This window comes from Nocardioides sp. AX2bis, assembly GCF_902506435.1.
Lineage (GTDB): Bacteria > Actinomycetota > Actinomycetes > Propionibacteriales > Nocardioidaceae > Nocardioides.
This window is the reverse complement of record NZ_LR733215.1, coordinates 3789483-3810469: the sequence shown is the minus strand read 5'-3', so window position 1 is coordinate 3810469 and position 20987 is coordinate 3789483. Positions and strand designations below refer to the sequence as shown.

At 72.0% G+C, this 20987-nt stretch carries 19 protein-coding genes; 16 read left to right on the top strand and 3 right to left on the bottom strand.

The annotated features are described in order from the left end of the window. Positions 1-25: 25 nt before the first annotated feature. Positions 26-955, bottom strand: a complete 930-nt coding sequence (locus GV155_RS18320) for a LysR family transcriptional regulator (RefSeq protein WP_201300241.1) — start codon at positions 953-955, stop codon at positions 26-28. Between the two features lie 66 nt (positions 956-1021). Here GV155_RS18320 and GV155_RS18315 point away from each other — a divergent pair, with 66 nt between their 5' ends. Genes GV155_RS18315 through GV155_RS18280 form a run of 8 tightly spaced genes read left to right on the top strand, consistent with a single transcriptional unit; the run spans position 1022 to position 9333 of the window. After that, on the top strand, positions 1022-2290 hold the full coding sequence (locus tag GV155_RS18315; RefSeq protein ID WP_160010299.1) for an MFS transporter: 1269 nt from the start codon (positions 1022-1024) through the stop codon (positions 2288-2290). Then, positions 2259-2708, top strand: coding sequence for a PaaI family thioesterase (locus GV155_RS18310; protein ID WP_160010297.1), 450 nt, complete (start codon positions 2259-2261; stop codon positions 2706-2708). Before GV155_RS18315 ends, GV155_RS18310 begins: the two co-directional genes overlap by 32 nt. A gap of 3 nt (positions 2709-2711) precedes the next feature. Continuing rightward, positions 2712-3983 carry a CaiB/BaiF CoA transferase family protein gene (locus tag GV155_RS18305; protein WP_201300240.1) on the top strand — a complete coding sequence of 424 codons (1272 nt, stop codon included), beginning with the start codon at positions 2712-2714 and terminating at the stop codon, positions 3981-3983. After that, positions 3980-5182, top strand: a complete 1203-nt coding sequence (locus GV155_RS18300; RefSeq protein WP_160010296.1) for an MmgE/PrpD family protein — start codon at positions 3980-3982, stop codon at positions 5180-5182. The genes GV155_RS18305 and GV155_RS18300 overlap by 4 nt, the downstream gene beginning before the upstream one ends. Positions 5183-5229: 47 nt before the next feature. Then, positions 5230-6408: an acyl-CoA dehydrogenase family protein gene (locus tag GV155_RS18295; protein ID WP_236554416.1), complete on the top strand. Its 1179-nt coding sequence runs from the start codon at positions 5230-5232 to the stop codon at positions 6406-6408. Continuing rightward, positions 6396-7226, top strand: a complete 831-nt coding sequence (locus GV155_RS18290; protein ID WP_160010295.1) for an HpcH/HpaI aldolase/citrate lyase family protein — start codon at positions 6396-6398, stop codon at positions 7224-7226. The genes GV155_RS18295 and GV155_RS18290 overlap by 13 nt, the downstream gene beginning before the upstream one ends. Then, entirely contained in the window at positions 7223-8050 is an 828-nt protein-coding gene (locus GV155_RS18285; RefSeq protein WP_160010293.1) for an FAS1-like dehydratase domain-containing protein, read from the top strand. Before GV155_RS18290 ends, GV155_RS18285 begins: the two co-directional genes overlap by 4 nt. Positions 8051-8052: 2 nt before the next feature. Next, entirely contained in the window at positions 8053-9333 is a 1281-nt protein-coding gene (locus GV155_RS18280) for an MFS transporter (RefSeq protein ID WP_160010291.1), read from the top strand. Positions 9334-9686: 353 nt separating this feature from the next. Here GV155_RS18280 and GV155_RS18275 read toward each other — a convergent pair whose 3' ends face one another. Further along, the gene (locus tag GV155_RS18275) at positions 9687-10283 is read right to left on the bottom strand and encodes a TetR/AcrR family transcriptional regulator (RefSeq protein WP_160010289.1); all 597 of its coding nucleotides are present in this window, start codon (positions 10281-10283) and stop codon (positions 9687-9689) included. 76 nt (positions 10284-10359) lie between these two features. Here GV155_RS18275 and GV155_RS18270 point away from each other — a divergent pair, with 76 nt between their 5' ends. Both GV155_RS18270 and GV155_RS18265 read left to right on the top strand, forming a co-directional pair. Further along, a complete protein-coding gene (locus GV155_RS18270) occupies positions 10360-11334 on the top strand; it encodes an ATP-binding cassette domain-containing protein (RefSeq protein WP_160010287.1) in 975 nt (324 codons plus the stop codon). Next, positions 11331-12173, top strand: a complete 843-nt coding sequence (locus GV155_RS18265; protein WP_160010285.1) for an ABC transporter permease — start codon at positions 11331-11333, stop codon at positions 12171-12173. The genes GV155_RS18270 and GV155_RS18265 overlap by 4 nt, the downstream gene beginning before the upstream one ends. Positions 12174-12929: 756 nt before the next feature. Here the strand turns inward: GV155_RS18265 and GV155_RS18260 are convergent. Further along, positions 12930-13718, bottom strand: a complete 789-nt coding sequence (locus GV155_RS18260; RefSeq protein ID WP_201300239.1) for a DeoR/GlpR family DNA-binding transcription regulator — start codon at positions 13716-13718, stop codon at positions 12930-12932. A 299-nt stretch (positions 13719-14017) separates the two neighbouring features. On the opposite strand from GV155_RS18260, the gene GV155_RS18255 reads away from it, so the two are divergent. From GV155_RS18255 to GV155_RS18230, 6 genes are read left to right on the top strand one after another with little or no spacing between them, the layout of a single operon-like run. Further along, positions 14018-15118 (top strand): substrate-binding domain-containing protein, encoded by a 1101-nt coding sequence (locus GV155_RS18255; protein WP_160010283.1) that lies wholly within the window; start codon positions 14018-14020, stop codon positions 15116-15118. Further along, positions 15115-15969: an ATP-binding cassette domain-containing protein gene (locus GV155_RS18250; protein WP_236554414.1), complete on the top strand. Its 855-nt coding sequence runs from the start codon at positions 15115-15117 to the stop codon at positions 15967-15969. Before GV155_RS18255 ends, GV155_RS18250 begins: the two co-directional genes overlap by 4 nt. Continuing rightward, positions 15966-17234 carry a sugar ABC transporter permease gene (locus tag GV155_RS18245; protein ID WP_160010281.1) on the top strand — a complete coding sequence of 423 codons (1269 nt, stop codon included), beginning with the start codon at positions 15966-15968 and terminating at the stop codon, positions 17232-17234. The genes GV155_RS18250 and GV155_RS18245 overlap by 4 nt, the downstream gene beginning before the upstream one ends. Positions 17235-17274: 40 nt before the next feature. Continuing rightward, the gene (locus tag GV155_RS18240; RefSeq protein WP_201300238.1) at positions 17275-18804 is read left to right on the top strand and encodes an FGGY family carbohydrate kinase; all 1530 of its coding nucleotides are present in this window, start codon (positions 17275-17277) and stop codon (positions 18802-18804) included. After that, on the top strand, positions 18801-20324 hold the full coding sequence (locus GV155_RS18235) for an FGGY-family carbohydrate kinase (protein ID WP_160010279.1): 1524 nt from the start codon (positions 18801-18803) through the stop codon (positions 20322-20324). Before GV155_RS18240 ends, GV155_RS18235 begins: the two co-directional genes overlap by 4 nt. Beyond that, a complete protein-coding gene (locus GV155_RS18230) occupies positions 20321-20962 on the top strand; it encodes a histidine phosphatase family protein (RefSeq protein ID WP_160010277.1) in 642 nt (213 codons plus the stop codon). Before GV155_RS18235 ends, GV155_RS18230 begins: the two co-directional genes overlap by 4 nt. Positions 20963-20987 lie beyond the last annotated feature (25 nt).

Genomic DNA, 20987 nt, shown 5'->3' with positions numbered 1-20987 from the left:
GGTCGCACGGCGCCTCACCCCCGGATCAGCCCTCGGCCGTGGCCTCCGCGACGAGCCGCTCGGCGTGGGCGACGAGGAAGTCGTCGAAGGCCTGCGCGGGCGGCGGCAACTGCCGGTCCGTCACCCGCACGAGCCCGATGGTCCTGGCCACGGGCAGATCCGCCACGGTGAGGTCGACGGTGCCTGCGGTCCGCGGCCCGGATGGAAGCAGTGCGACCCCGAGCCCGGCCGCCACCAGGCCGCGCACTGTGGCGACGTCCTCACCCTCGAACGCCAGACGTGGCGTGAAGCCGGCGCGTTGGCACCAGTCCTCGGTGATCCGCCGCATGCCGTACCCCGGTTTGAAGCCGACGAACGGCTCGTCGGCAGCCGCAATGAGCGGCACCTGGCTGAGCGTGGCGAGCGGATGTTCCGACGGCACGGAAAGACGCAGTGGCTGGCGGTGCAACGCCAACGCGGTGAGGTCAGCGTCCTCGGGGAGGGGGGAGGTCAGGCAGAGGTCGACATCACCGTCGACCAGCCGGGAGAGCACGGCCTCGTGACCGTCCTGGACGAGCTGGAAGCGCAGCTCGGGATGGTCGGCACGGAACTCGCGCAGCAGCCGTGGAACGACCGCCACGCCGAGGGTGCTGAGAAAGGCCAGAGCGACCGTGCCGCCGCTCGGGTCGACGGACCGGGTGACGTCGACCAGGCCCCGCTCGAGATCGACGAGCGCGCGCTCGACCACGATGGCGAACTGCCGGCCTGCCCGGGTGAGCACCAGTCGACGACCACTCCTGTGGAACAACGCGACGCCCATGGCCCTCTCCAGGCGCGCGATCCTCCTGCTCAGCGTCGACTGCGGTACGCCGAGCTCCTCCGCGGCGCGGGTGACGTGTTCCCGGCGCGCCACGACTGTGAACTCCGCCAGCGCGGGTATGTCTCTCAGGAGGGCGTGTGCTGGTTTGTCATGCATCACAGCATTGTGTCTTGCACGATCATGCATTGGACGCATCAACGGCGCGGTCCTAGCGTCGTTCGAATGGGATCGTCGCCGTCTGTCGCAGAGGCGAACGCCCAAGGGATCGAGGCGGGGACTCCTGAGTTCCGCCGACTGTGCGCGGCGATGTGGTGCGCCGGTGCGGGCACCTTCGTCCTGCTCTACGCAGTTCAGGGCCTGTTGCCGTCGTTCGCGAGCGAGTACGACGTCTCACCCGCCGCCTCCAGCCTGACGATCTCGTTGTCCACGGGCGCTCTTGCGCTCGCCATCCTGCCCATCAGCGCGCTGGTGGAGTCCCGGGGCCACAAGCGCGTGCTGACCGTCTCGATGACTGCCGCCGCGGTGCTCGGCCTGCTCGCCCCCTTCGCGCCGGGCTTCGGGGCGCTGCTGATGATCCGCACGCTCCAGGGAGTTGCGATGGCTGGGGTGCCGGCCCTCGCGATGGCCCATCTCGCTCGCGAGGTCGATCCGCGATCCTTAGGGCGGGCGATGGGCATCCTGATCGCCGGCAACACCTTCGGCGGACTGTCCGGGCGGCTCGTCGCCAACGTCGTGGCCGACCTCGCGGGATGGAGGTGGGCCCTTGCCGCAGTCGGCGTGGTGTCCCTCGTCTGCGTGCTCGGCTTCCGAGCGACCCTGCCCGATCCGCGCCGGGAGGCGCTGACCGGGGAGCCGGTGCGTGTCCTCCTGCGGCAGCTCCTCGGACACCTCGCGGACCCGGGCGTCCGACGTGTCTGCGCGGTCAGCTTCCTGCTGATGTCGGCGTTCATCTCCGTCTACAACTACGTCGGGTTCCGACTGCTGGCCGAGCCGTTCGGTCTGACCCAGACCCTGGCGGGCCTGGTCTTCCTCGCCTACCTGCTGGGCGCGGTGAGCGCCACGACCGCCGGCGCACTGGGCGACCGTCGCGGCCGTCTACCCGTGATGGCGGGCGGCGTCGGCCTGCTGCTGGTGGGTGCCGTGGTCTCGCTGCCCGACCTGCTGCCGCTCGTGCTGGTTGGGTTGGTGCTGGTCACCGTCGGGTTCTTCGCGGCCCACTCCAGTGCGAGCGGCTGGCTCAGTGACCGGGTGACGACCGCGCCTGCACAGGCGTCCGCGCTCTACCTCTTCTCCTACTACGCCGGCGGCAGCATCGGCGGCACCGCCGGCGGGCTCGCCCTCGAGCGGGCCGGGTGGCCGGGCCTCGTGGGCTTCGTCGTGGGGCTCCAGGTGCTCGCCCTCGTCGTGATCGGACTGCTGCTGTACTCGACGCCCAGAATCCGTGACAACAGGAGGAACGATGGTCGAGCAGACGCCGCTGACCGGGCCTGAGGACGTCGAGGAGGCCGCGCGGCTCCGCGCGGTGGCTGAGCGCCAGCCCGCCTTCGCTCGGACGCTCGGCTTTCGCCTGGTGCGGCACTCCCGCGAGGAGGTCGTCGCCGAGCTCGATGTCGTGCCGGAGCTGGGCAACCGCAACGGCGTGCTGCACGGTGGCGCGATCATGGCCTTCGCGGACAACCTCGGCGGCACGGCGGCCAGCCTGAACCTCCCCGAGGGGGCCGCCACCACGACGGTCGAGAGCAAGTGCAACTTCCTGCGGCCCGTGCCGATCGGCACGACGGTGCGCGGCACCTGCGTGCCGCTGCACAGGGGGCGTACGACCTCGGTCTGGCAGACCTCGGTCCACGACGCCGAGGGCCGGCTCGCGGCGATGATCATCCAGACGCAATTGACGTTGCCCGACCGTTGACACATGTACGGCCAGATCACACAATGGCCGTACAAATTCGCTAGAACTAGGAGGAGGTCACACGTGCTACCACTCGACGGGATCACCGTGGTGTCGCTCGAGCAAGCTGTGGCCGCTCCTTTCGCCACCCGACAGCTCGCCGATCTGGGCGCCAGGGTGATCAAGGTCGAGCGGCCTGGCGCGGGTGACTTCGCCCGGGGTTACGACGAGACCGTGCGCGGGTTGTCCAGCCACTTCGTGTGGCTTAACCGCTCGAAGGAGTCCATCGCCCTCGACCTCAAGAGCGAGGAAGGCAGTGCCGCGCTGCGCGAGCTCGTCGCGCGGGCAGACGTCTTCGTGCAGAACCTCGCGCCCGGCGCGGCCCGCCGACTCGGCCTCGACGCCGACACGTTGCGCACCCGGCACCCCGGGCTCGTGCACGTGTCGATCTCCGGTTACGGCGACGGCGGGCCGTACACGACCAAGAAGGCCTACGACCTGCTTGTCCAGTGCGAGGCGGGCCTGGTCTCGATCACTGGCACCCCCGAAGAGCCGAGCAAGGTCGGCATCTCGGTCGCCGACATCGCCGCCGGGATGTACGCCTACAGCGGGGTCCTCTCGGCGGTGATTCGCCGTCTGCGCACCGGCTCAGGCGCCACGATCGAGGTCTCCATGCTGGAGGCGCTGGCCGAGTGGATGGGGTTCCCCCTCAACTTCGCGACCTACGGCGGGCGCCCGCCGCAGCGCTCGGGTGCGGCCCACGCTGCGATCGCGCCGTACGGGCCGTTCGCCTGCGCTAACGGGGAGCGGGTGTTCCTCGGCATCCAGAACGAACGTGAATGGGTGGTCTTCTGCGAGACCGTGCTCGGCGACGGCGCGCTCGCCGCCGATCCCCGGTTCAGCACCAACTCGTTACGCGTCAGGCACCGCGACGACCTGACCGTGTTGGTCGAGGCCGCCTTCGCCGACGCGGCAGCCGACCAGCTGCTGGAGCGACTCGAGTCCGCAGGCATCGCCAACGCGCGACTGCGCGACCTCGCCGGCTTGGCCGAGCACCCCCAGCTCGCGGCGCGGGACCGGTGGCGCGAGGTCGGCTCCCCCGTGGGCATGCTGCGACAGCTGCTGCCACCTGCGATGCCGGACGGGGACGAACCGCGCCTCGATCCTGTCCCGGGCGTCGGGGAGCACACGGCGGCGATCCTCGCCGAGCTGGGGCTGACCCCTGCTCCCACCGACCACGTTCCTGCCGTCGCCGCCACGGTGCCGGTCCCGCACGAGATGGAGGACGAGGTATGAGCGCGACTGGTGTGGCCGCCGAGCTGGCGGCATGGGCCCACGACCTGGACCCGACGACCGATGACCTGGTCCTGGCCGAGCGGGCGCTGAGGGACACGGTGGCTGTGGCGGTCGCCGCCCGGGAGCACACGGTGCGTCCGGTGCTCACGCCGCTCGCCGAGGTCGGTCAATGGGCCGCGCTGGCCCACGTCATCGACTTCGACGACCTGCACATGGAGTCGACCACCCACATCAGCACCGTGTGCGTCCCCGTGGCGTTGGCCACCGGAGGCGGACCACGCGCCTACCTCGCCGGAGCCGGCGTCATGGCAAGGGTCGGGAGCGCGCTCGGCTGGGAGCACTACGCCGCCGGTTGGCACGCCACCACCACCGCGGGAGCGTTGGGTGCGGCGGTCGTCGCAGGAACGGCCCGGGGTCTCGGCGCCGAGGGACTAGCGCGGGCGATGGCGCTGGCCGTCCCCGCCGCCGGTGGTATGCAGCGCGCCTTCGGCACGGATGGGAAGGCGTTGCAGATCGGCATGGCCGCCGAGGCCGGCGTCCGCGCCGCCGCCCTGGCCGCCGCCGGTGCCACTGCTGACCTCGGCGTCGTCGAGGCCTGGTTGCGCCTGCTCGGCGGAGACCCGGCGGCGGTCGACGTCACCGGTCCAGCCGTGCCGGGCGGTTTGGCGGTCAAGCTGTACCCCGCCTGCTACGCGCTGCAGCGGCCGATCAGCGCGCTGCGCAGCGCGGTCGCTGGGATCGAGCTCGACCCGGCGGCCGTCGAGGCGATCGAGGTGCACACCCCGGCCTCGACGGTTCAGCCGCTCATCCATCACGAGCCGCAGGACGGTCTGCAGGGCAAGTTCTCCCTGGAGTACGCCGCTGCGACGGCACTGCTGGACCCGCGACACGGGTTCAAGGAGTTCTCCGACGACGCTGTGCGTCGCCCCGAAGCGCAACGCCTGATCAAGCTCGTCGACATCACCCTCGACCAGTCGGGCGACTGGCTCCTTGCTGGCGAGGTGCACGTCGTCGTCCGCACCGCCGACGGCGCGCACGAGGCCACCCTGGCCTACCCGCCCGGCTCACCGCAGCGGCCGCCGACGGAGGACGAGCTCGGCGAGAAGCTCGCCACCTGCCTGGACGGCAGCGGCATCGATGCTGCGGCGATCACCTGGGACGGCTCGGCAGACCTGCTCCGGCGGGCCTTTACCCGCTGAACGACCACCCACCAGACCCACGAACCACGAGGCACCGGAGGACAGCCGTGATTGATGGCCTGAACGAGGAAGAGCTCGCGATCGTCGAGCTCGTACGCGACTTCGTGGACCGTGAGGTGAAACCGGTCGCCCAGGAGCTGGACCACACCAACACCTACCCGGCAGAGCTCATCGAGTCGATGAAACAGCTGGGCATCTATGGGCTGTCCATCGACGAGCCGTGGGGCGAGGCCAAGGTCAGCGCCCCCTGCTACGTCCTGGTCACCGAGGAGCTCTCGCGCGGCTGGATGAGCCTGGCCGGTGCGATGGGAGGCCACTCGGTGGTCGCCAAGCTGCTGCAGGACTACGGCACCCAGGAGCAGAAGGACCGCTACCTGCCGCGGATGGCCACCGGCGAGCTGCGCGCCACGATGGCGCTCACCGAGCCCGGCGGAGGGTCGGACCTCCAGGCCATGCGCACCGTCGCACGCACCGAGGGCGACGAGTACGTCGTCAGCGGCTCGAAGACCTGGATCTCCAACGCCCGCAAGGCCGGCCTGATCGCGCTGATGTGCAAGACCGACCCGCAGGCCGAACCGCGGCACCGGGGCGTCTCCATCCTGCTGGTCGAGAAGGAGCCGGACTCCGACGGCGGCGGTCTCACCGTCTCCCGGGACCTCAAGAAGCTCGGTTACAAGGGGGTGGAGAGCTGCGAGCTGGTGTTCGAAGGTCTTCGGGTGCCGAGGTCGTCGCTGCTCGGTGACGCCGAGGGCCAGGGCTTCGCGCAGATGATGCGCGGCTTGGAGATCGGTCGCCTCCAGGTCGCAGGTCGTGCCCTCGGCGTCGCTCGGGCGGCGATCGAGGACTCGCTGGTGTACGCGCAGGAGCGAGAGTCCTTCGGGGTCCCCATCTGGAAGCACCAGTCGATCGGCAACTACCTCGCCGACATGGCCACCAAGCTCTCGGCTGCCCGCCAGCTGACGCTGCACGCCGCCCGGAGGTACGACGCAGGCGAACGCTCCGACATGGAGGCGGGGATGGCCAAGCTCTTCGCGTCAGAGACGGCGATGGAGGTCGCGCTGAACGCGGTGCGGATCCACGGCGGGTACGGCTATTCCACCGAGTTCGACGTCGAGCGCTACTTCCGCGACGCCCCGCTGATGATCGTCGGGGAGGGCACCAACGAGATCCAGCGGAACGTCATCGCCCGCCAGCTGATCAAGCGGGGCAAGGCATGGCACCGCTGATCGCGGCCACGGTCGGCGCGGAGACCGCCCGCTCCTGGCTCTTCGTCCCGGCCACTCGCCCGGAGCGGTTCTCCAAGGCCGCCGCGAGCGGTGCCGACATGGTCGTCGTGGACCTGGAGGACGCCGTACCTCCGGGGGAGAAGGCTGCGGCACGTTCCGAGGCTGGCGCGTGGCTGGCTGGAGAGGGTGCCGGGGCAGTGCGGGTCAACCCCGCCGACAGCCCGCACCACGCGGACGACCTCGCCGCGCTCGCTGGCCTGCGTGGCCTGCGGGCGGTGCTGGTGCCGATGGCCGACTCGGTCGACGCCCTCGCGCGAGTCCACCGACAGCTGGGCCCCGACGTCGCCGTGGTCGCCCAGGTCGAGACCGCCCTGGGTCTGGTGCGCGCGGTGGACCTCGCTTCGGCGCCCGGTGTGGTGCGGTTGGCGTTCGGCCACCTGGACTTCGCTTTCGACGTCGACGCCGCACCCGAGCCCGAGGCGATGGCGTACGCGCGCAGCACGCTGGTCGTGGCCTCACGTGCCGCCGGCGTCGCCGGGCCGGTCGACAGCGTCACCACCGACCTCGACGACGCCCGGGCCACGCAACGAGATGCCGCGCGCGCCCGAGCGTTCGGCTTCACCGGCAAGCTCTGCATCCACCCGCACCAGGTGGCCGCGGTCAACGAAGCGATGAGCCCTACCGACGCTCAGGTGGCCTGGGCCGGGCGGGTGCTGGCTGCAGGCCCCGGAGCCGTCCGGGTGGACGGCCAGATGGTCGACGCACCCGTCGTGGCTCGTGCCGAGCGGATCCTCGAGCGTTCAAGGAGCAGCCGATGACCGACATCGAACAGACACCCGTGGCGCCGGAGCAGGTGGTGCTCACCGAGCTTCTCGTCCCCCAGCAGGCAGCGGCCCTTGCCGGCGTGATCGGTGCAGAGGTGCCGTCCTCGACCCTTCCGCCGTTGTGGCACTGGGTCCACCTGCTGGAACGCCGACCGCAGGCCGACCTTGGCCCTGACGGACATCCGACCTCCGGCCTTCCCGCCCCACCCGGACCCGGGCGGCGCAGGATGTTCGCGGGAGGCCGTGTGACGACGTACGGAGAGCTGCGCCTCGGCGAGGAGGCGACGCGCACCACGCGCGTGGTGGCCTCCCAGGAGAAGCAGGGACGCACCGGCCCGCTGAGCTTCGTGACGGTCCGCCACGAGATCACCCAGGGTGGCGAGCTCCTCGTGGTCGACGAGAACGACATCGTCTACCGCGCGGCCGACTCCGGCTCGTTGCCACCGGCCCGGCCTGACGACGAGAACCCCGCACGCGCGGCCCGCCTCGACCTCACGGTCGACGAGGCCCTGCTGTTCCGCTTCTCGGCCCTGACCTACAACGCCCACCGGATCCATTACGACCACGCGTGGGCGCGCCAGGAGGGGTACGCAGACCTGGTCGTGCACGGGCCGCTCCAGGCACTGATGATGGGTGAGCTGCAGCGGCGCGCCGGGGACGGGCTCGTCGGGCGAACCTTCGGCTACCGCTTGGTCGCTCCGATGGTGGGGCCGCAGACGATGAGTGTCGTCGCCGGGGCGGACGGGTTGGCCGCGGGCGCGGAGGTACGTGACGCACATGGCGTGGTGACCGCGACCAGCACGCTGGTCCCGGCCTGAGGGTGCCCGGACGCAGCTCCACCCTCATTCCAATCGCCGCCGCCAGCGGGCTGACGACGCTGGGGACGCTGCCGGTCTTCCTGCTGGCCTCCCAGTCGGTGCTGGTGCGCGACGATCTCGGGTTCGGCCCGCGAGCGTTCGGTCTGGCGGTCGGCGCCTTCTTCGCCGCCGCCGCGATCTCAGCCGTGCTCGGCGGGATGGTCGCCGACCGGGTGGGGCCCCGGGTGAGCACCGTGGCGGCCGGCGCGCTAGCGGCCGTCGGAGGCCTGGGGATCGGTCTGGGGGTCGACCGATGGTGGTCGCTTCTCGCGCTGATGGTGGTCCTCGGCGTCGCCAACGCCGCCTGCCAGGTCACCGCCAACCTGTCTCTGGCCCGGTCCGTGCCGGCTCATCGGCGCGGCCTCGGCTTCGGGGTCAAGCAGGCCGCCATCCCGCTGGCGATCGTGCTGGCCGGCCTCGCAGTGCCGACGGTGACCGCCGCGTTCGGGTGGCGGTCGACCTTCGTCGCGTGCGGCGCGACCGGGGTGCTGGTGGCGTTGACGGGGCTGAGGCGCCGAGCGCCCACCGCACACACCGCTCCGACCGGACCGGGTTCACGAGAAGCGCCGCCGTTGCGGGCGCTGCTCGTCGTCATGGCCGCGATCGCCCTGGCCAGTGCGGCGGCGAACGCCCTCGGCGCCTTCTTCGCCTCGTGGAGCTTCGAGGTAGGGCTGTCACCGTCGCAGGCCGGCGTGCTGATGGCGGTGGGCAGTGGCCTGAACATTGCGGCAAGGCTGCTCGCTGGCCATCTGGCCGACCGCCGCTACGGGCGGAACCTTCCGGTCGTAGCGGTGCAGATGCTGACCGGGGCGGTCGCCCTGGCGGCGCTGTCGGTGCCGGTGGTCGACGTCTTGGTGCCGGCCGCGGTGCTCGCCTTCGCCATCGGGTGGTCATGGCCCGGATTGATTCTCTACGCCGTGGTGAGGCTGGGGCGGGACTCACCGGCCACGGCGTCCGGGATAGTCCAGGCCGGTGCCTTCATCGGAGGAGCCACTGGGCCGCTCGCGTTCGGCTATCTCGTCGACCTCACGGGGTACGCCACCGCCTGGCGCATCACCGCGGTGCTGTTCGTGGTCGCCGCGCTGCTCGTCATGGTCGCGCGGCGCATGTTTGTCGCCGACCTGGTGTCGCGACCGCCCCGAGAAGAGCTTGGATACGGCGGTGGCCACCGCGCGCCGCGATACGTCGCCGGCGGGTCGGGTGGGGCGGACGGGCTGACCTCGGGTAGCTATCGCGACAACTGACCCGGCCTCGCGCGCGTCATGTCTCGACCGGCCGCCGATGGAACGGACCGCACTACGACGCCGAGGCGGAGACCGTCAAGGTCAAGACCCGCATGGCGAAGCGACAGGCTGCCTGACCCAACCTGACCTTTCACTTGATCCTGCAGCAGACCCCGTCTCGCTCTGGAACGGCTCGCGCGCCGTCACGGCCCAGGAACTCGCACCGGGTCGATCTGCGAGTCGGTCCTGAACTGGCGTGCTCCATGAGCCAATCGGTTGGCATTGGCAGCCGAACGCGACTCCGTCTTCCGTCTTCCGTCGGCTCGACCCCGGCCCCGGCCCGGACCGCGACAGATCTCGGCCCGCAGCGGGCCTCAGGCAAGCCGTTGCACGATCCGGCTGAACTGCTCGGCTGCGCGCTCGCGGAACTCCGCCGAGCCCGGGTCAAACCCGGTCAACCGCTTGACCTCGCTCGGGAACGTTGCGCTGACCACGCCCATCGACTGCAGGCAGAGCAGCACGTAGGCGGGGTCAAGGTCGTCACCGATCTCGCCGGCCTGCTGCCGCGCGCGCAGGCCCGCCACGTCGGGATGGTCCGGCTCGTAGTCGACCTCGGCGGGGTTCTGGTCCATCGCGTCGCGCAGGAAGATCCGGTGCAGCTCGGGCTCGGCGTGGAACAGGTCGAAGTAGTGCAGGAACAGCTCAGCCAGCGTCGTGCCCGGCGCGTCGAACTCGGCACTCCTCGACGCCAGCCGCTCGGCGACTGCGTCGTAGAGACCGCGCTTGCCGCCGAAGTAGTAAGAGATCAGCTGCTTGTTCAGCCCGGCCCCGGCGGCGATCGTGTCGACCCGCGCGCCGGCGAAGCCCTTGTCGGCAAACTCCGCCTGCGCCGCGTCGAGCAGCGCGGCGCGGCTGCGCTCGGCGTCCCGCACACGGGTCTGGGGGTCGGGCTGTCGCCGGGCGTCGGACATGGGTCAACCGTACGTCACGCATAGTCATTCATCCGGATGGTTGACAAAGCCGCCGGTGCCCCACAGGCTCCTTGGCATGGAACCGATGCTGGAGGCCACCGGCCTCACCAAGACCTATGGGCAGACCCGCGCTCTCGACGACCTCGACCTCACCGTGGCCGGCGGGCAGGTCTTCGCGCTGCTCGGGCCCAACGGCGCCGGCAAGACCACCCTCGTGCGCACCATCGCCACCCTGGCCCGGCTCGAGAAGGGCACGCTGCGCGTCGCCGGGCACGACGTCCGCACCGAGGGCGCGCAGGTACGCCGCGCGATCGGCCTCGCCGGGCAGTTCGCGGCCGTCGAGCCGGCACTGACCGGACGGGAGAACCTGCAGATGGTCGCCCGCCTCTTCGGCCACACCCGCCGCGGCGCGCGCGATGCCAGCGACCGGGTGCTCGAGCAGCTCGGGCTCACCGACGCCGGGTCCCGCCCGGTGCGCACGTACTCCGGCGGCATGCGCCGCCGCCTCGACCTCGGAGCCAGCCTCGTCGGGGCCCCCCGGCTGCTGCTGCTCGACGAGCCGACGACCGGTCTCGACCCCCGCAGCCGCACCGAGCTGTGGGCCGCGCTGGAGGACCTCGTGGCCCAAGGCACCGACGTCGTGCTCACCACGCAGTACCTCGACGAGGCCGACCGCCTCGCCGACCAGATCGGGATCATCGACCACGGCCGCCTGGTCGCGGTCGGGACCGCGAACGAGCTGAAGTCGCGCGCCGGACAGGACGTGCTCGACGTACGCCTGGCCGACTCCGCCGACCTCGACCGGGCCGCCGGCCTGCTCGGCGGCGAGCCCACGATCGACCGCGCCGACCGCCGCCTGACCGCCCCGCTCACGGGAGGCGCCACCGAGATGCTGCACCGCGCCGGTGCCCTGACCGAGGCCGGCATCGCGATCGCCGACGTCGCGCTGCGCCGCCCGACGCTCGACGACGTCTTCCTGTCCCTGACCGGCCGCCCCACCGACGACACCGACGACACCGACGACACCGGCACCCTCGAGGAGTCCGCATGAGCACCACCGCCCCGACCCCCACCGACACCGCACCGACCCGACCGGCCAACGCCCCCGAAGGCACTGCCAGCGCCCTGACCACCCTCGGCGCGGTCGCATGGCGCACCGTGCTGAAGGTGTTCCGCACCCCGCAGGTGCTGGGCTTCGCGCTGATCCAGAGCGCCCTGTTCCTGGTGATGTTCCGCTACGTCCTCGGCGGCGCGATCGGCGTCGGGGGCCTCGACTACGTCGACTACCTGATCCCGGGCATCGTGGTCTCCGGCCTGCTCTTCACCGCCGGCGGCGGGGCCGTCGCCGTGGCCGAGGAGGCCGCCTCCGGGCTCTACGACCGCCTTCGCTCACTTCCGGTGCCCCAGCTCGCCGTGCTCGCCGGCCGCGCACTGGCCGATGCCCTCCTGCTCTACGTCGTCGCCCTGGCGACCCTGGCCATCGGCCTGGCCATCGGGTTCCGCTCCGACGCCGACCTCGTGCACTGGGTGACTGTCCTCGCGCTGTTGTTCCTCTACGCGACCGCAGTTGCTCTGGCCTTCGTCTGGGTCGGTCTGGCCACCGGCTCGGCACAGGCCGCCAACGGGCTGGCGCTGCTCGGCGTCCCGCTGTCGTTCCTGTCCAGCGCGTTCGTGCCGATCGCGAGCATGCCCGCTGCGATCCAGGTCTTCGCCCAGTGGCAGCCACTGACCTTCTTCATCAACACCTGGCGCGGCCTGCTGCTCGGCGACCCGGTCGTGGCGACCTTCGAGCACTCCCTCGACTTCTACCTCGTCGGCTCGATCCTGTGGTCGGTCGGCCTGCTGCTCCTCGTCGCGCCGCTCATGCTGCGCTCCTACCGACGCGACTGAGGCACGTCGCTCCGCTCACATCGACGGCCCGCGGTGGTCCCTAGACCCGACGGTGACCGACGCGGCGCGACCCATCACCGGACTGCTGTCGCCCTTCTGGCGACGACCTGTGCGGTCGCCACACAGCCGCAGCCGCAACCGCAGGTGAGAACGGGAAGCCGGCCTGCCGTCGAGGTCGGCCGCGTTGCACCATGCTGCGGTTACCCCACCTCGAGCAGGGCTAGGACGCGTGGCGCGAGTGGGAAGCAGCAGGCGACCAGGCCGCGTGGATTGTGACCGCAGCCGATGGAACCGCCGGTGATCCGCGGTGAGATGCGGCTCGTTGGGAACCGGTGCGCGGGAGCGAGGCCACCGAGCCACGTCCGGCGGTGATCGTCAGAAACGACCGGGCGAACGCCGTCGCGGCGCAGCCGGGCCGAGGAGTGATTGCCGTCGTACCGGGACCGCCAGGTACGACGCGCGCACCTTGGATGCGCCCGCTCGAGAGTGAGGGCGCAAGGTCCTTGCCGGTGACGGGCTCCGAGGTGGCCCTGTCGAGGCCGCGACGCTTGGCAGTCAGGAGCCGTCAGGGCCGAGGGCGCCCCGGCCAATTTGGCCCTCATCGACCCCGCCGCGACCCGGGCCGTCGTCTCAAGCGGCCCGGCAAACCTGTCACCAGCTCGTGCAGCCGACCCCAGCGTCGGCGTTCGGCGGATACATGGGTGGCGAGGTCGGACCTGGTGCGGTTGCTCGTCCCTAAGGTGCTTGCGGTGGCTCTCAAGCAGTGCGAACCGGCACCACCGTCAGGTTCACGTTCTGCTTCCGCAGCTCCCGCTGCTCGGCCACGGGGAGGCCGTCGTCGACGAGGACGTGGTCGAAGGCGGTGAGCGGGGCGAGGTGGTGCAGGCCGCGGCGGTCGAACTTGGAGGAATCGACCAGCAACACGCTGGTGTCGGCCGCGTCCATCATCGCCCGCTTGACGGCCACCGTCTCCTGAGACTGGTGGTAGCAGTGGCCTCGGCGCACCGCCGTGGTCGAGGAGATCAGGAGGTCGGCGCGGAGGCTCGCGATGGCCTCGGCGGTGCGGAGGCCCAAGAAGGCGTCGTAGGCGGCGAAGTAGGAGCCGCCCAGCGCGATCAGTTCCACTCCCGGGTCTCCTGTCAGTCGGTTGATCAGCGGGAGGAAGTGCGTCACCACCGTCAGCGGCGCCCTCTCTGCGACCAGGTCGGCCATGGCCAGGGCCGTGGTGCTCTCATCCATCAGCACCGCCTGGCCCGGCTCGACGTGCAGGACCGCGGCCCGGGCCAGGGCCTGCTTGGCTGCGGTCATCGTGCTGAGTCGGTGGCGCACGTCCCCGTGGTGCATCGAGGACGGCACCGCCGTGGCGCCACCGCGGACCTTGCGCAGCCACCCGTGGCCCTGGAGGTCCTCGAGGTCACGGTGGATGGTCATCGCGCTGACGCCGTGCTCGTCGGCAAGCGCGTCGATCCGGACGAAGCCGGCGTCGGCCACCCGCGCCCGGATCTGGTCCCGGCGGCTCTGCGGCCGGTCCACAGCGCCCGTCACCACGTCCTACCGGGCGTACTGCGCGTGTGATGCGAGATGTGATCACACACGTCCCGCACGTGGTCCTCGGCCCGGCGCCACCAACCCGTCGCGCTGTCGACGTCGCAGCAGAACCCCTGGCAATAGGCCATGTCTACCCTCTGTCTCGTTCTTCTGGCCGTCGCCCTGCACCCGTCGTATGTCACACCGCTCCTTTCCCTCACCGCGCCCGCTGATGAGGGGTTTATGGGATCTCTTGACGCTGTCATCACACCACACTGTGCTGTCGGTCACACCGCTCGTGACCCGAGGAGTCCTCCATGCGCACACCGTCCCGTCCCGCCCGCCGCGCAGTCCTGGCCGCCACCACCGTCCTGACCCTTACCGGCCTGCTCGCCGGCTGCGCCGACGAGGGTGGCTCGACCGCGAGCGGCGGCGGTGGGGCCGCCGACCCGGACCAGGCGTCGGTCGCGTTCCTGATGCCCGACCTCGCCTCGACCCGCTACGAGCTCTACGACGCCCCGCTCTTTACCGAGAAGATGAGTGATCTGTGTCCCGACTGCACGGTGATCTACCAGAACGCCGACAGCAGTGCCGCGACCCAGCAGGAGCAGGCCAACTCGGCGCTGGCCCAGGGCGCCAGCGCGATCGTGCTCGACCCCGTCGACTCCGCTGCCGCGGCGACGATCGTGCAAACCGCGCAGTCCCAGGGAGTCCCGGTCATCGCCTACGACCGGCCGATTCCCGACCGCGCAGCCGACTTCTACGTCTCGTTCGACAACGAGGCGATCGGCGCCAGCATCGCCGAGTCGCTGGTGGAGTACCTCGACGCCGAGGGGATCCAGGGCGGCCTGCTCCAGGTGAACGGCTCGCCCACCGACGCCGCCGCCGGGCTGATCAAGGACGGCGCCACGAGCGCTGTCGAGTCCAGCGACTTCGAGGTCCTCGCCGAGTACGACACTCCCGACTGGACCCCCAGCCGGGCCCAGGACTGGGTCTCGGGCCAGGTCAGCAAGTTCGGCGACGACATCGCCGGCGTAGTCGCGGCCAACGACGGCACCGGTGGCGGCGCGATCGCGGCCTTCAAGGCCGCCGGCGCCCCGGTCCCACCGGTCACCGGCAACGACTTCGAGCTCGCTGCCGCCCAGCGGATCGTGGCCGGCGATCAGTACAACACCATCTCGAAGCCGATCAAGACCGTCGCCGAGGCCGCCGCCGACGTGGCCTGGGCCTTCGTCAACGGTGAGGAGCCCGAGGCGGACACCACGCTGTTCGACACGCCCTCGCAGCTCTTCGAGCCCACCGTGGTCACCCAGGACAACCTCGCCGACGTGCTCGAGGGTGAGGACGCCCCGTTCACCGTCGAGGACGTCTGCACCGCGGAGTACCGCGACGACTGCGAGAAGCTGGGGCTGCTGTGACTGCCCCGGCCACCGCCGGCCCCGAGCCGGCCGCACCCGGAACCCCCGGGGACGTGGTCCTCGACCTGCGCGGCATCAGCAAGTCCTTCGGTGCCGTCGCCGCGCTCACCGACGTCGACCTCGACGTCCGGCGCGGGGAGGTCGTCGCCGTCGTCGGCGACAACGGCGCCGGCAAGTCGACCCTGGTCAAGGTCCTCTCCGGCGTGCACGCCGCCGACACCGGCGAGATCTCCTTCGAGGGCCGCCGCGTGCGGATCACCTCGCCCGCCGACGCCCGTGCCCTGGGCATCGCCACCGTCTTCCAGGACCTGGCGCTCTGCGAGAACCTCAACGTGATCCAGAACCTGTTCCTCGGCTCCGAGCTGCGGGGGCTGCGCCTGGACGAGGTGCAGATGGAGGTTCGAAGCTGGCAGCTGCTGCGCCAGCTGTCGGCCAAGATCCCCACCGTGCACGTGCCAGTCGCAGCGCTCTCCGGCGGGCAGCGCCAGACCGTGGCCATCGCCCGCTCGCTGCTCGGCGACCCGAAGGTCGTCATCCTCGACGAGCCCACCGCCGCCCTCGGCGTCGCCCAGACCGCCGAGGTCCTCAACCTCGTCGACCGGCTCCGGGAGAACGGCCACGGCGTGGTGATGATCAGCCACAACATGGAGGACGTCCAGGCCGTCGCCGACCGCGTCGCGGTACTGCGCCTGGGCCGCAACAACGGCACCTTCGACGTCGGCTCGACCAGCGTCGAGGAGGTCATCGCCGCCATCACCGGCGCCACCGACAACGCGGTGACCCGTCGGCGCGTCCGCTCCCGCGAGCCCCGGCCGACCGACCCGCCCGTCCCTACGGAGGAGACCCGATGACCGCCGACACCAGCGCCGATACCGGCACGAGTGCCGACACCCGCCCCACCGACCGCCAGGACGAGCGCCTCACCCAGGCGACCGGCCTCGGAGGGGCCGCCCGGGCCCAGCTCGACCGGCTTCGCGCCGGGGACCTCGGCGTCGTGCCCGTGATCGGCGGGCTCGTGCTGATCGCGGTCGTGCTGCAGCTGCTCAACCCGGTCTTCCTGTCGTCCACCAACCTGGTCAACCTGCTCCTGGAGTCGGTTCCGGTCGGGATGATCGCGCTGGGCATCGTGGTGGTGCTCCTCGTCGGCCAGATCGACCTGTCGGTCGGGTCGGTCAGCGGGCTGTCCGCGGCCACCCTGGCCGTGCTCTTCGTCGACCAGGGCCAGCCCGCGCTCGTCGCGCTGCTGGCCGCCGTGCTGTCCGGGACCGTGATCGGACTGTTCTACGGGTTCGTCTTCACCCGCTTCGGCATCCCCAGCTTCGTGATCTCGCTCGCCGGGCTGCTCGGGTTCCTCGGACTGCAGCTCTACGTGCTGCGCGGTATCGGGTCGATCAACCTGCCGTTCGACTCCCAGCTGGTCTACTTCGCCCAGCTGGCCTTCCTCCCGGCGTGGCTCAGCTACGTCCTCGTCGCCGCCGTCGCGGCCGGATTGCTGCTCACCGGGCTCAGCCGGTCCCGGGAGCGCCGCGCCGCGGGGCTCTCGGGGGCCTCGACCACGTTCGTGGTCGTCCGCTCCGTGCTCGTCCTGGTTGTCGCCGGCGCTGCGGTCGCCTACCTCAACACTGCCCGCGGCCTGGGCTGGATGGTCGTGCTGTTCGTCGCCCTCGTCCTGGTCATGCACTACGTACTGACTCGTACCAAGTACGGCACCTACCTCTTCGCCGTCGGCGGCAACGTCGAGGCCGCCCGCCGGGCCGGCATCGACGTCCGCCGCGTCTACGTCGGGGCGTTCGTCACCTGCTCGACCCTGGCCGCGCTCGGCGGGGTGCTGGCGGCCTCCCGGCTGGCCGCTGCCAACCAGAGCACCGGCACGGGCGACGTCAACCTGAACGCGATCGCCGCCGCCGTGATCGGTGGGACCTCGCTGTTCGGGGGTCGCGGCACGGCCTTCGCCGCGCTGCTCGGGATCCTCGTCATCCAGTCGATCTCCAGCGGGCTGACCCTGCTGAACCTCGACTCGTCCTTCCGTTTCATGGTCACCGGCGCCGTGCTGCTGCTCGCCGTCGGCGTCGACTCCGTGGCCCGGGCGTCTCGCGCCAGCCACGGACGCGGGTGAGCCCCGTGTGTCCCACGACCGAGCAGAGGAGAGTGCAGCGATGAGCGTGACGACAATCAGCGTCGACGTCGGGACCAGCGTGGTGAAGGCGGTCGGCTACGACGCCGACGGCCGGGAGACCGGGGTCGCCCGCCGGGCCTCCGTGGTCGACCGTCCCGGACCCGGCCGCGCCGAGCAGGACGTCGAGGCCGTACGCCGCCGCGTGCTCGACGTGATCGAGGAGGTGGCCCGGTCCGCGGACGGCTCGGCGGAGGTCGACCTCGTCTCGGTCACCGCCCAGGGCGACGGCTGCTGGCTGGTGGCTGCGGACGGCGCCCCGACCGGCACCGGGCTGCTGTGGAACGACGGCCGAGCCGGCGCGCAGGTCCGGGCCTGGCAGGACGAGGGGGTCCTGGCCGACGGGTTCGCCCGCACCGGGTCGATGACCTTCTCGGGCCTGGCCAACGCGCTCCTGGCGTGGTGCGCCGAGCACGAGCCGGCCCGCCTCGACAATGCAGCCGCCGCGCTCAGCTGCGGCGGGGTGGTCCACGCGGCGCTGACCGGCCGGAACGCGATCGAGACCACCGACGCCTCGGCGCCCTTCCTGCCCGCGGGGGAGACGGCATGGGACGCAGACCTATTTGCGCTCTTTGGCCTCGACTGGGCCCGATCCCTGTTCCCCGACCCGCTGGCCGACGACGACCGGTCCCGGCCGCTGGTCGACGGCCTGGCGGGCAAGATCGGCCTGGCCGACGACGCGGTCGCCGTCATGGCGCCCTACGACGTTCCGTCGACCGTGCTGGGCAGCGGCGCCGTGCGGGTCGGGGAGGCGTGCGCGATCCTCGGCACGACGCTGTGCACCGCCACCGTGATCGGCGCCGACGAACCGGTCCGGGGACCTGAGGCTGGCCTGCGGTTGCGCTCCGGGGTTCCCGGGCAGGACCTGCGGGTGATGCCCACCGCGGCCGGCACGGACGTGCTCGACTGGGCCTGCGGGTTGGTCGGCGTCGATGCACCGGTCGACCTGGTCGCCCTGGCCTCCCAGAGTCCAGCGGGGGCCCGCGGCCTCGTCTTCCTTCCCTACCTCTCCCCGGCCGGCGAGCGGGCGCCCTTCCTCGACCCCGGCGCCCGGGGCAGCCTCCACGGGCTGAGCCTGGAGCACGGCCGCGAGGACCTCGCGCGGGCCGTACTCGAGGGCCTGACCCACGCGGTGCGCGACTGCGTGGCCATGGCCGGACCAGTCCCCACGGTGCTGCGCCTTGCCGGCGGCGGCAGCCACAACGAGACCTGGGCCCAGCTGGTCGCCGACGTGGTCGGCTGCCCGGTCACCCGTTGTCGGGACGCCGAGGTCGGCGCACGCGGCGCATACCTGGCCGGGCTGGTCGCCCGGCGCGACGGCTCGGCGGGCGGGGTCACCGCGTCCGAGGTCGCCGACGTCGTCGACCACCACGTCACGGCGGTCGGCCGACTCGAGCCCGACCCGGCCATGACCGCCCGCTACGACGACCTGCACGCGCGCTTCCTCGAGCTGCGCGAGGCGGTCGCGCCGACCTGGGCCACCGCCCCGGGCGCGGGCGGGGGCACGGCATGAGCGGCACGAGCGGCGAGGTGTGGCTGGGGGTCGACCTCGGCACCGGCGGTGTCCGCGCGCTGGCGGTCACCCCGTCCGGCGAGATCGTCGGCCGCGGCGAGCGGCCGCTGACCAGCCACCGCTCCGGTCCCCGGCACGAGCAGGACCCGCACGAGTGGTGGTCGGCCGCCGCGGCCGCGATCGCCGACGCCCTCGCCGATCTCGACCCGCACCGGGTCGCCGGGGTCGCCGTCGACGGCACGTCCGGCACGGTCCTGGTCGTCGGGGCGGACGGCGCCCCGCTGACCCCGGCGGTGATGTACGACGACGCCCGCGCCACCGCGCAGCGCGACCGGGTCAACGAGGCCGGGGCCACGACGTGGGAGCGGCTCGGGTACCAGCGGATGCAGACCAGCTGGGCGCTGCCCAAGCTGCTCCGGCTGCTCGAGGAGCATCCCGGCGCGCGCGGTGGGCTGCTCGCCCACCAGGTCGACGTGGTCAACCGCCACCTGGTGGGTGGTCCCGTGGCCACCGACCTGTCGAACGCGCTGAAGACCGGTGCCGACCTGGAGTCCGGCACCTGGCCGAGCGACGTCCACGAGGCGCTCGGGCTCCCGGCCTCGCTCTTCCCCGAGCTGGTCCGCCCCGGCGCGCGTCTCGGGGTCGTGGGCGCCGAGGCCGCGGCCCGCTGCGGGCTGGTCGCCGGTACCCCGGTCCTCGCCGGGGCCACCGACGGCACCGCCGCGCAACTGGCCTCCGGCGCCACCGAGCCCGGCAGCTGGAACGTCGTGCTCGGCACCACCATGGTCTTCAAGGGCGTCACCCGCGACCTGCTGCACGACCCGCAAGGCGTGGTCTACAGCCACCGGGCCCCCGACGGGTCCTGGCTTCCTGGGGGCGCCTCGAGCACGGGCGCGGGGGTCCTGGTCCACGAGCAGGAATCCGGTGGCCTTGCCGGTTGGTCGCTGGACGACCTGGGTGCGGCGATCGACGTGCGCGAGCCCGCCCGCACCGTGGTCTACCCCCTGGTCGGCGAGGGAGAGCGGTTCCCGTTCGTGGCCCCCGACGCCCGAGGACTCACCCTCGGTGACCGCACGGGCGAACGGCCCCCGGAGCGGTTCGCCGCGCTTCTCCAGGGCGTCGCGTTCGTCGAACGGCTGGCCCTCGACGGCCTGGACCGGCTCGGCGCCGACCTCTCGGGGCGGCACGTCAGCACCGGCGGCGGCTCCGCCAACCCCGCCTGGACCCAGCTGCGCGCCGACGTCACCGGACGCGACCTGGAGGTGCCCGCCGCGGGCTGGTCGGCCGCCGGGTCGGCCGCCGGGATGGCCGTGCTCGCGGCCTCGTCGACCGGCCCGCTGACCGACCGGGCCCGGGAGATGGTGCCTGCGGCGCGGACCCACCACCACGACCCCGAGCGCGGGGCGGTGTTCGCACCGGCGTACCGCCGTCTGGTCACCGAGCTCGCCGACCGGGGCTGGCTGCCTCCGGAGTCCGCCGAGCACGCCCTGGCCCGCGCCGGCGCAGGGGTGGCGTCGTGACCGACCTCGTCCTGGTCCGCCACGGCGAGACCGTCTGGCACTCCGAGGACCGCTACGCGGGCAGCAGCGACATCGAGCTGACCCCACGGGGGGTGCGCCAGGCCGAGCTGCTGGCGCGGTGGGCGACCACCGCCGACCTGGCGGCCGTGTGGTCCTCCCAGCTCAGCCGCGCCGTGCGCACAGCCCGGGACTCGGCCGCCGCCCTCGGCGTCGAGCCGGTCGTCGACGACCGGCTGCGGGAGCTGGACTTCGGCGCCGCCGAGGGGCTCACCAAGTCCGACCTGGCCAGCACCTTCCCCTCCGAGCTGGCCGCCTTCCGCCACGACCCGGTCGAGCACCACCTGCCGGCGGGGGAGTCCCCGGTCGAGGCCGCCCACCGGTTCGTGGCCTGTCTGCACGACATCGCCGGTGCCGAGCCGGACGGGCGGGTGCTGGTCGTCGCGCACACGACCGCCATCCGGCTCGCGGTCTGCCACCTCGTCGGGATCGACCTGTCCCGCTACCGCCAGGTCTTCCCGGCGGTACGCAACTGCGCGCTCACCGAGGTCCGGCTCGACCCCGGCGCTCCGGGAGTGGACGGGGCTGCGCTGCTGCAGTTCAACACCCCCGTCGAGGGCGTCCTCGAGCTCAGTCACTGACCACCCGCACCGCCCGCCGACCCAC

Excerpts from the sequence above, each read along its gene's own strand:
- GV155_RS18245 (WP_160010281.1), top strand. The coding sequence starts at position 15,966 with ATGACCGCCGACACCAGCGCCGATACCGGCACGAGTGCCGACACCCGC.
- GV155_RS18290 (WP_160010295.1), top strand. The coding sequence starts at position 6,396 with ATGGCACCGCTGATCGCGGCCACGGTCGGCGCGGAGACCGCCCGCTCC.
- GV155_RS18285 (WP_160010293.1), top strand. The coding sequence starts at position 7,223 with ATGACCGACATCGAACAGACACCCGTGGCGCCGGAGCAGGTGGTGCTC.
- GV155_RS18270 (WP_160010287.1), top strand. The coding sequence starts at position 10,360 with ATGGAACCGATGCTGGAGGCCACCGGCCTCACCAAGACCTATGGGCAG.
- GV155_RS18240 (WP_201300238.1), top strand. The coding sequence starts at position 17,275 with ATGAGCGTGACGACAATCAGCGTCGACGTCGGGACCAGCGTGGTGAAG.
- GV155_RS18310 (WP_160010297.1), top strand. The coding sequence starts at position 2,259 with ATGGTCGAGCAGACGCCGCTGACCGGGCCTGAGGACGTCGAGGAGGCC.
- GV155_RS18305 (WP_201300240.1), top strand. The coding sequence starts at position 2,712 with ATGTACGGCCAGATCACACAATGGCCGTACAAATTCGCTAGAACTAGG.
- GV155_RS18275 (WP_160010289.1), bottom strand. The coding sequence starts at position 10,283 with ATGTCCGACGCCCGGCGACAGCCCGACCCCCAGACCCGTGTGCGGGAC.
- GV155_RS18300 (WP_160010296.1), top strand. The coding sequence starts at position 3,980 with ATGAGCGCGACTGGTGTGGCCGCCGAGCTGGCGGCATGGGCCCACGAC.
- GV155_RS18235 (WP_160010279.1), top strand. The coding sequence starts at position 18,801 with ATGAGCGGCACGAGCGGCGAGGTGTGGCTGGGGGTCGACCTCGGCACC.
- GV155_RS18265 (WP_160010285.1), top strand. The coding sequence starts at position 11,331 with ATGAGCACCACCGCCCCGACCCCCACCGACACCGCACCGACCCGACCG.
- GV155_RS18315 (WP_160010299.1), top strand. The coding sequence starts at position 1,022 with ATGGGATCGTCGCCGTCTGTCGCAGAGGCGAACGCCCAAGGGATCGAG.
- GV155_RS18320 (WP_201300241.1), bottom strand. The coding sequence starts at position 955 with ATGCATGACAAACCAGCACACGCCCTCCTGAGAGACATACCCGCGCTG.
- GV155_RS18255 (WP_160010283.1), top strand. The coding sequence starts at position 14,018 with ATGCGCACACCGTCCCGTCCCGCCCGCCGCGCAGTCCTGGCCGCCACC.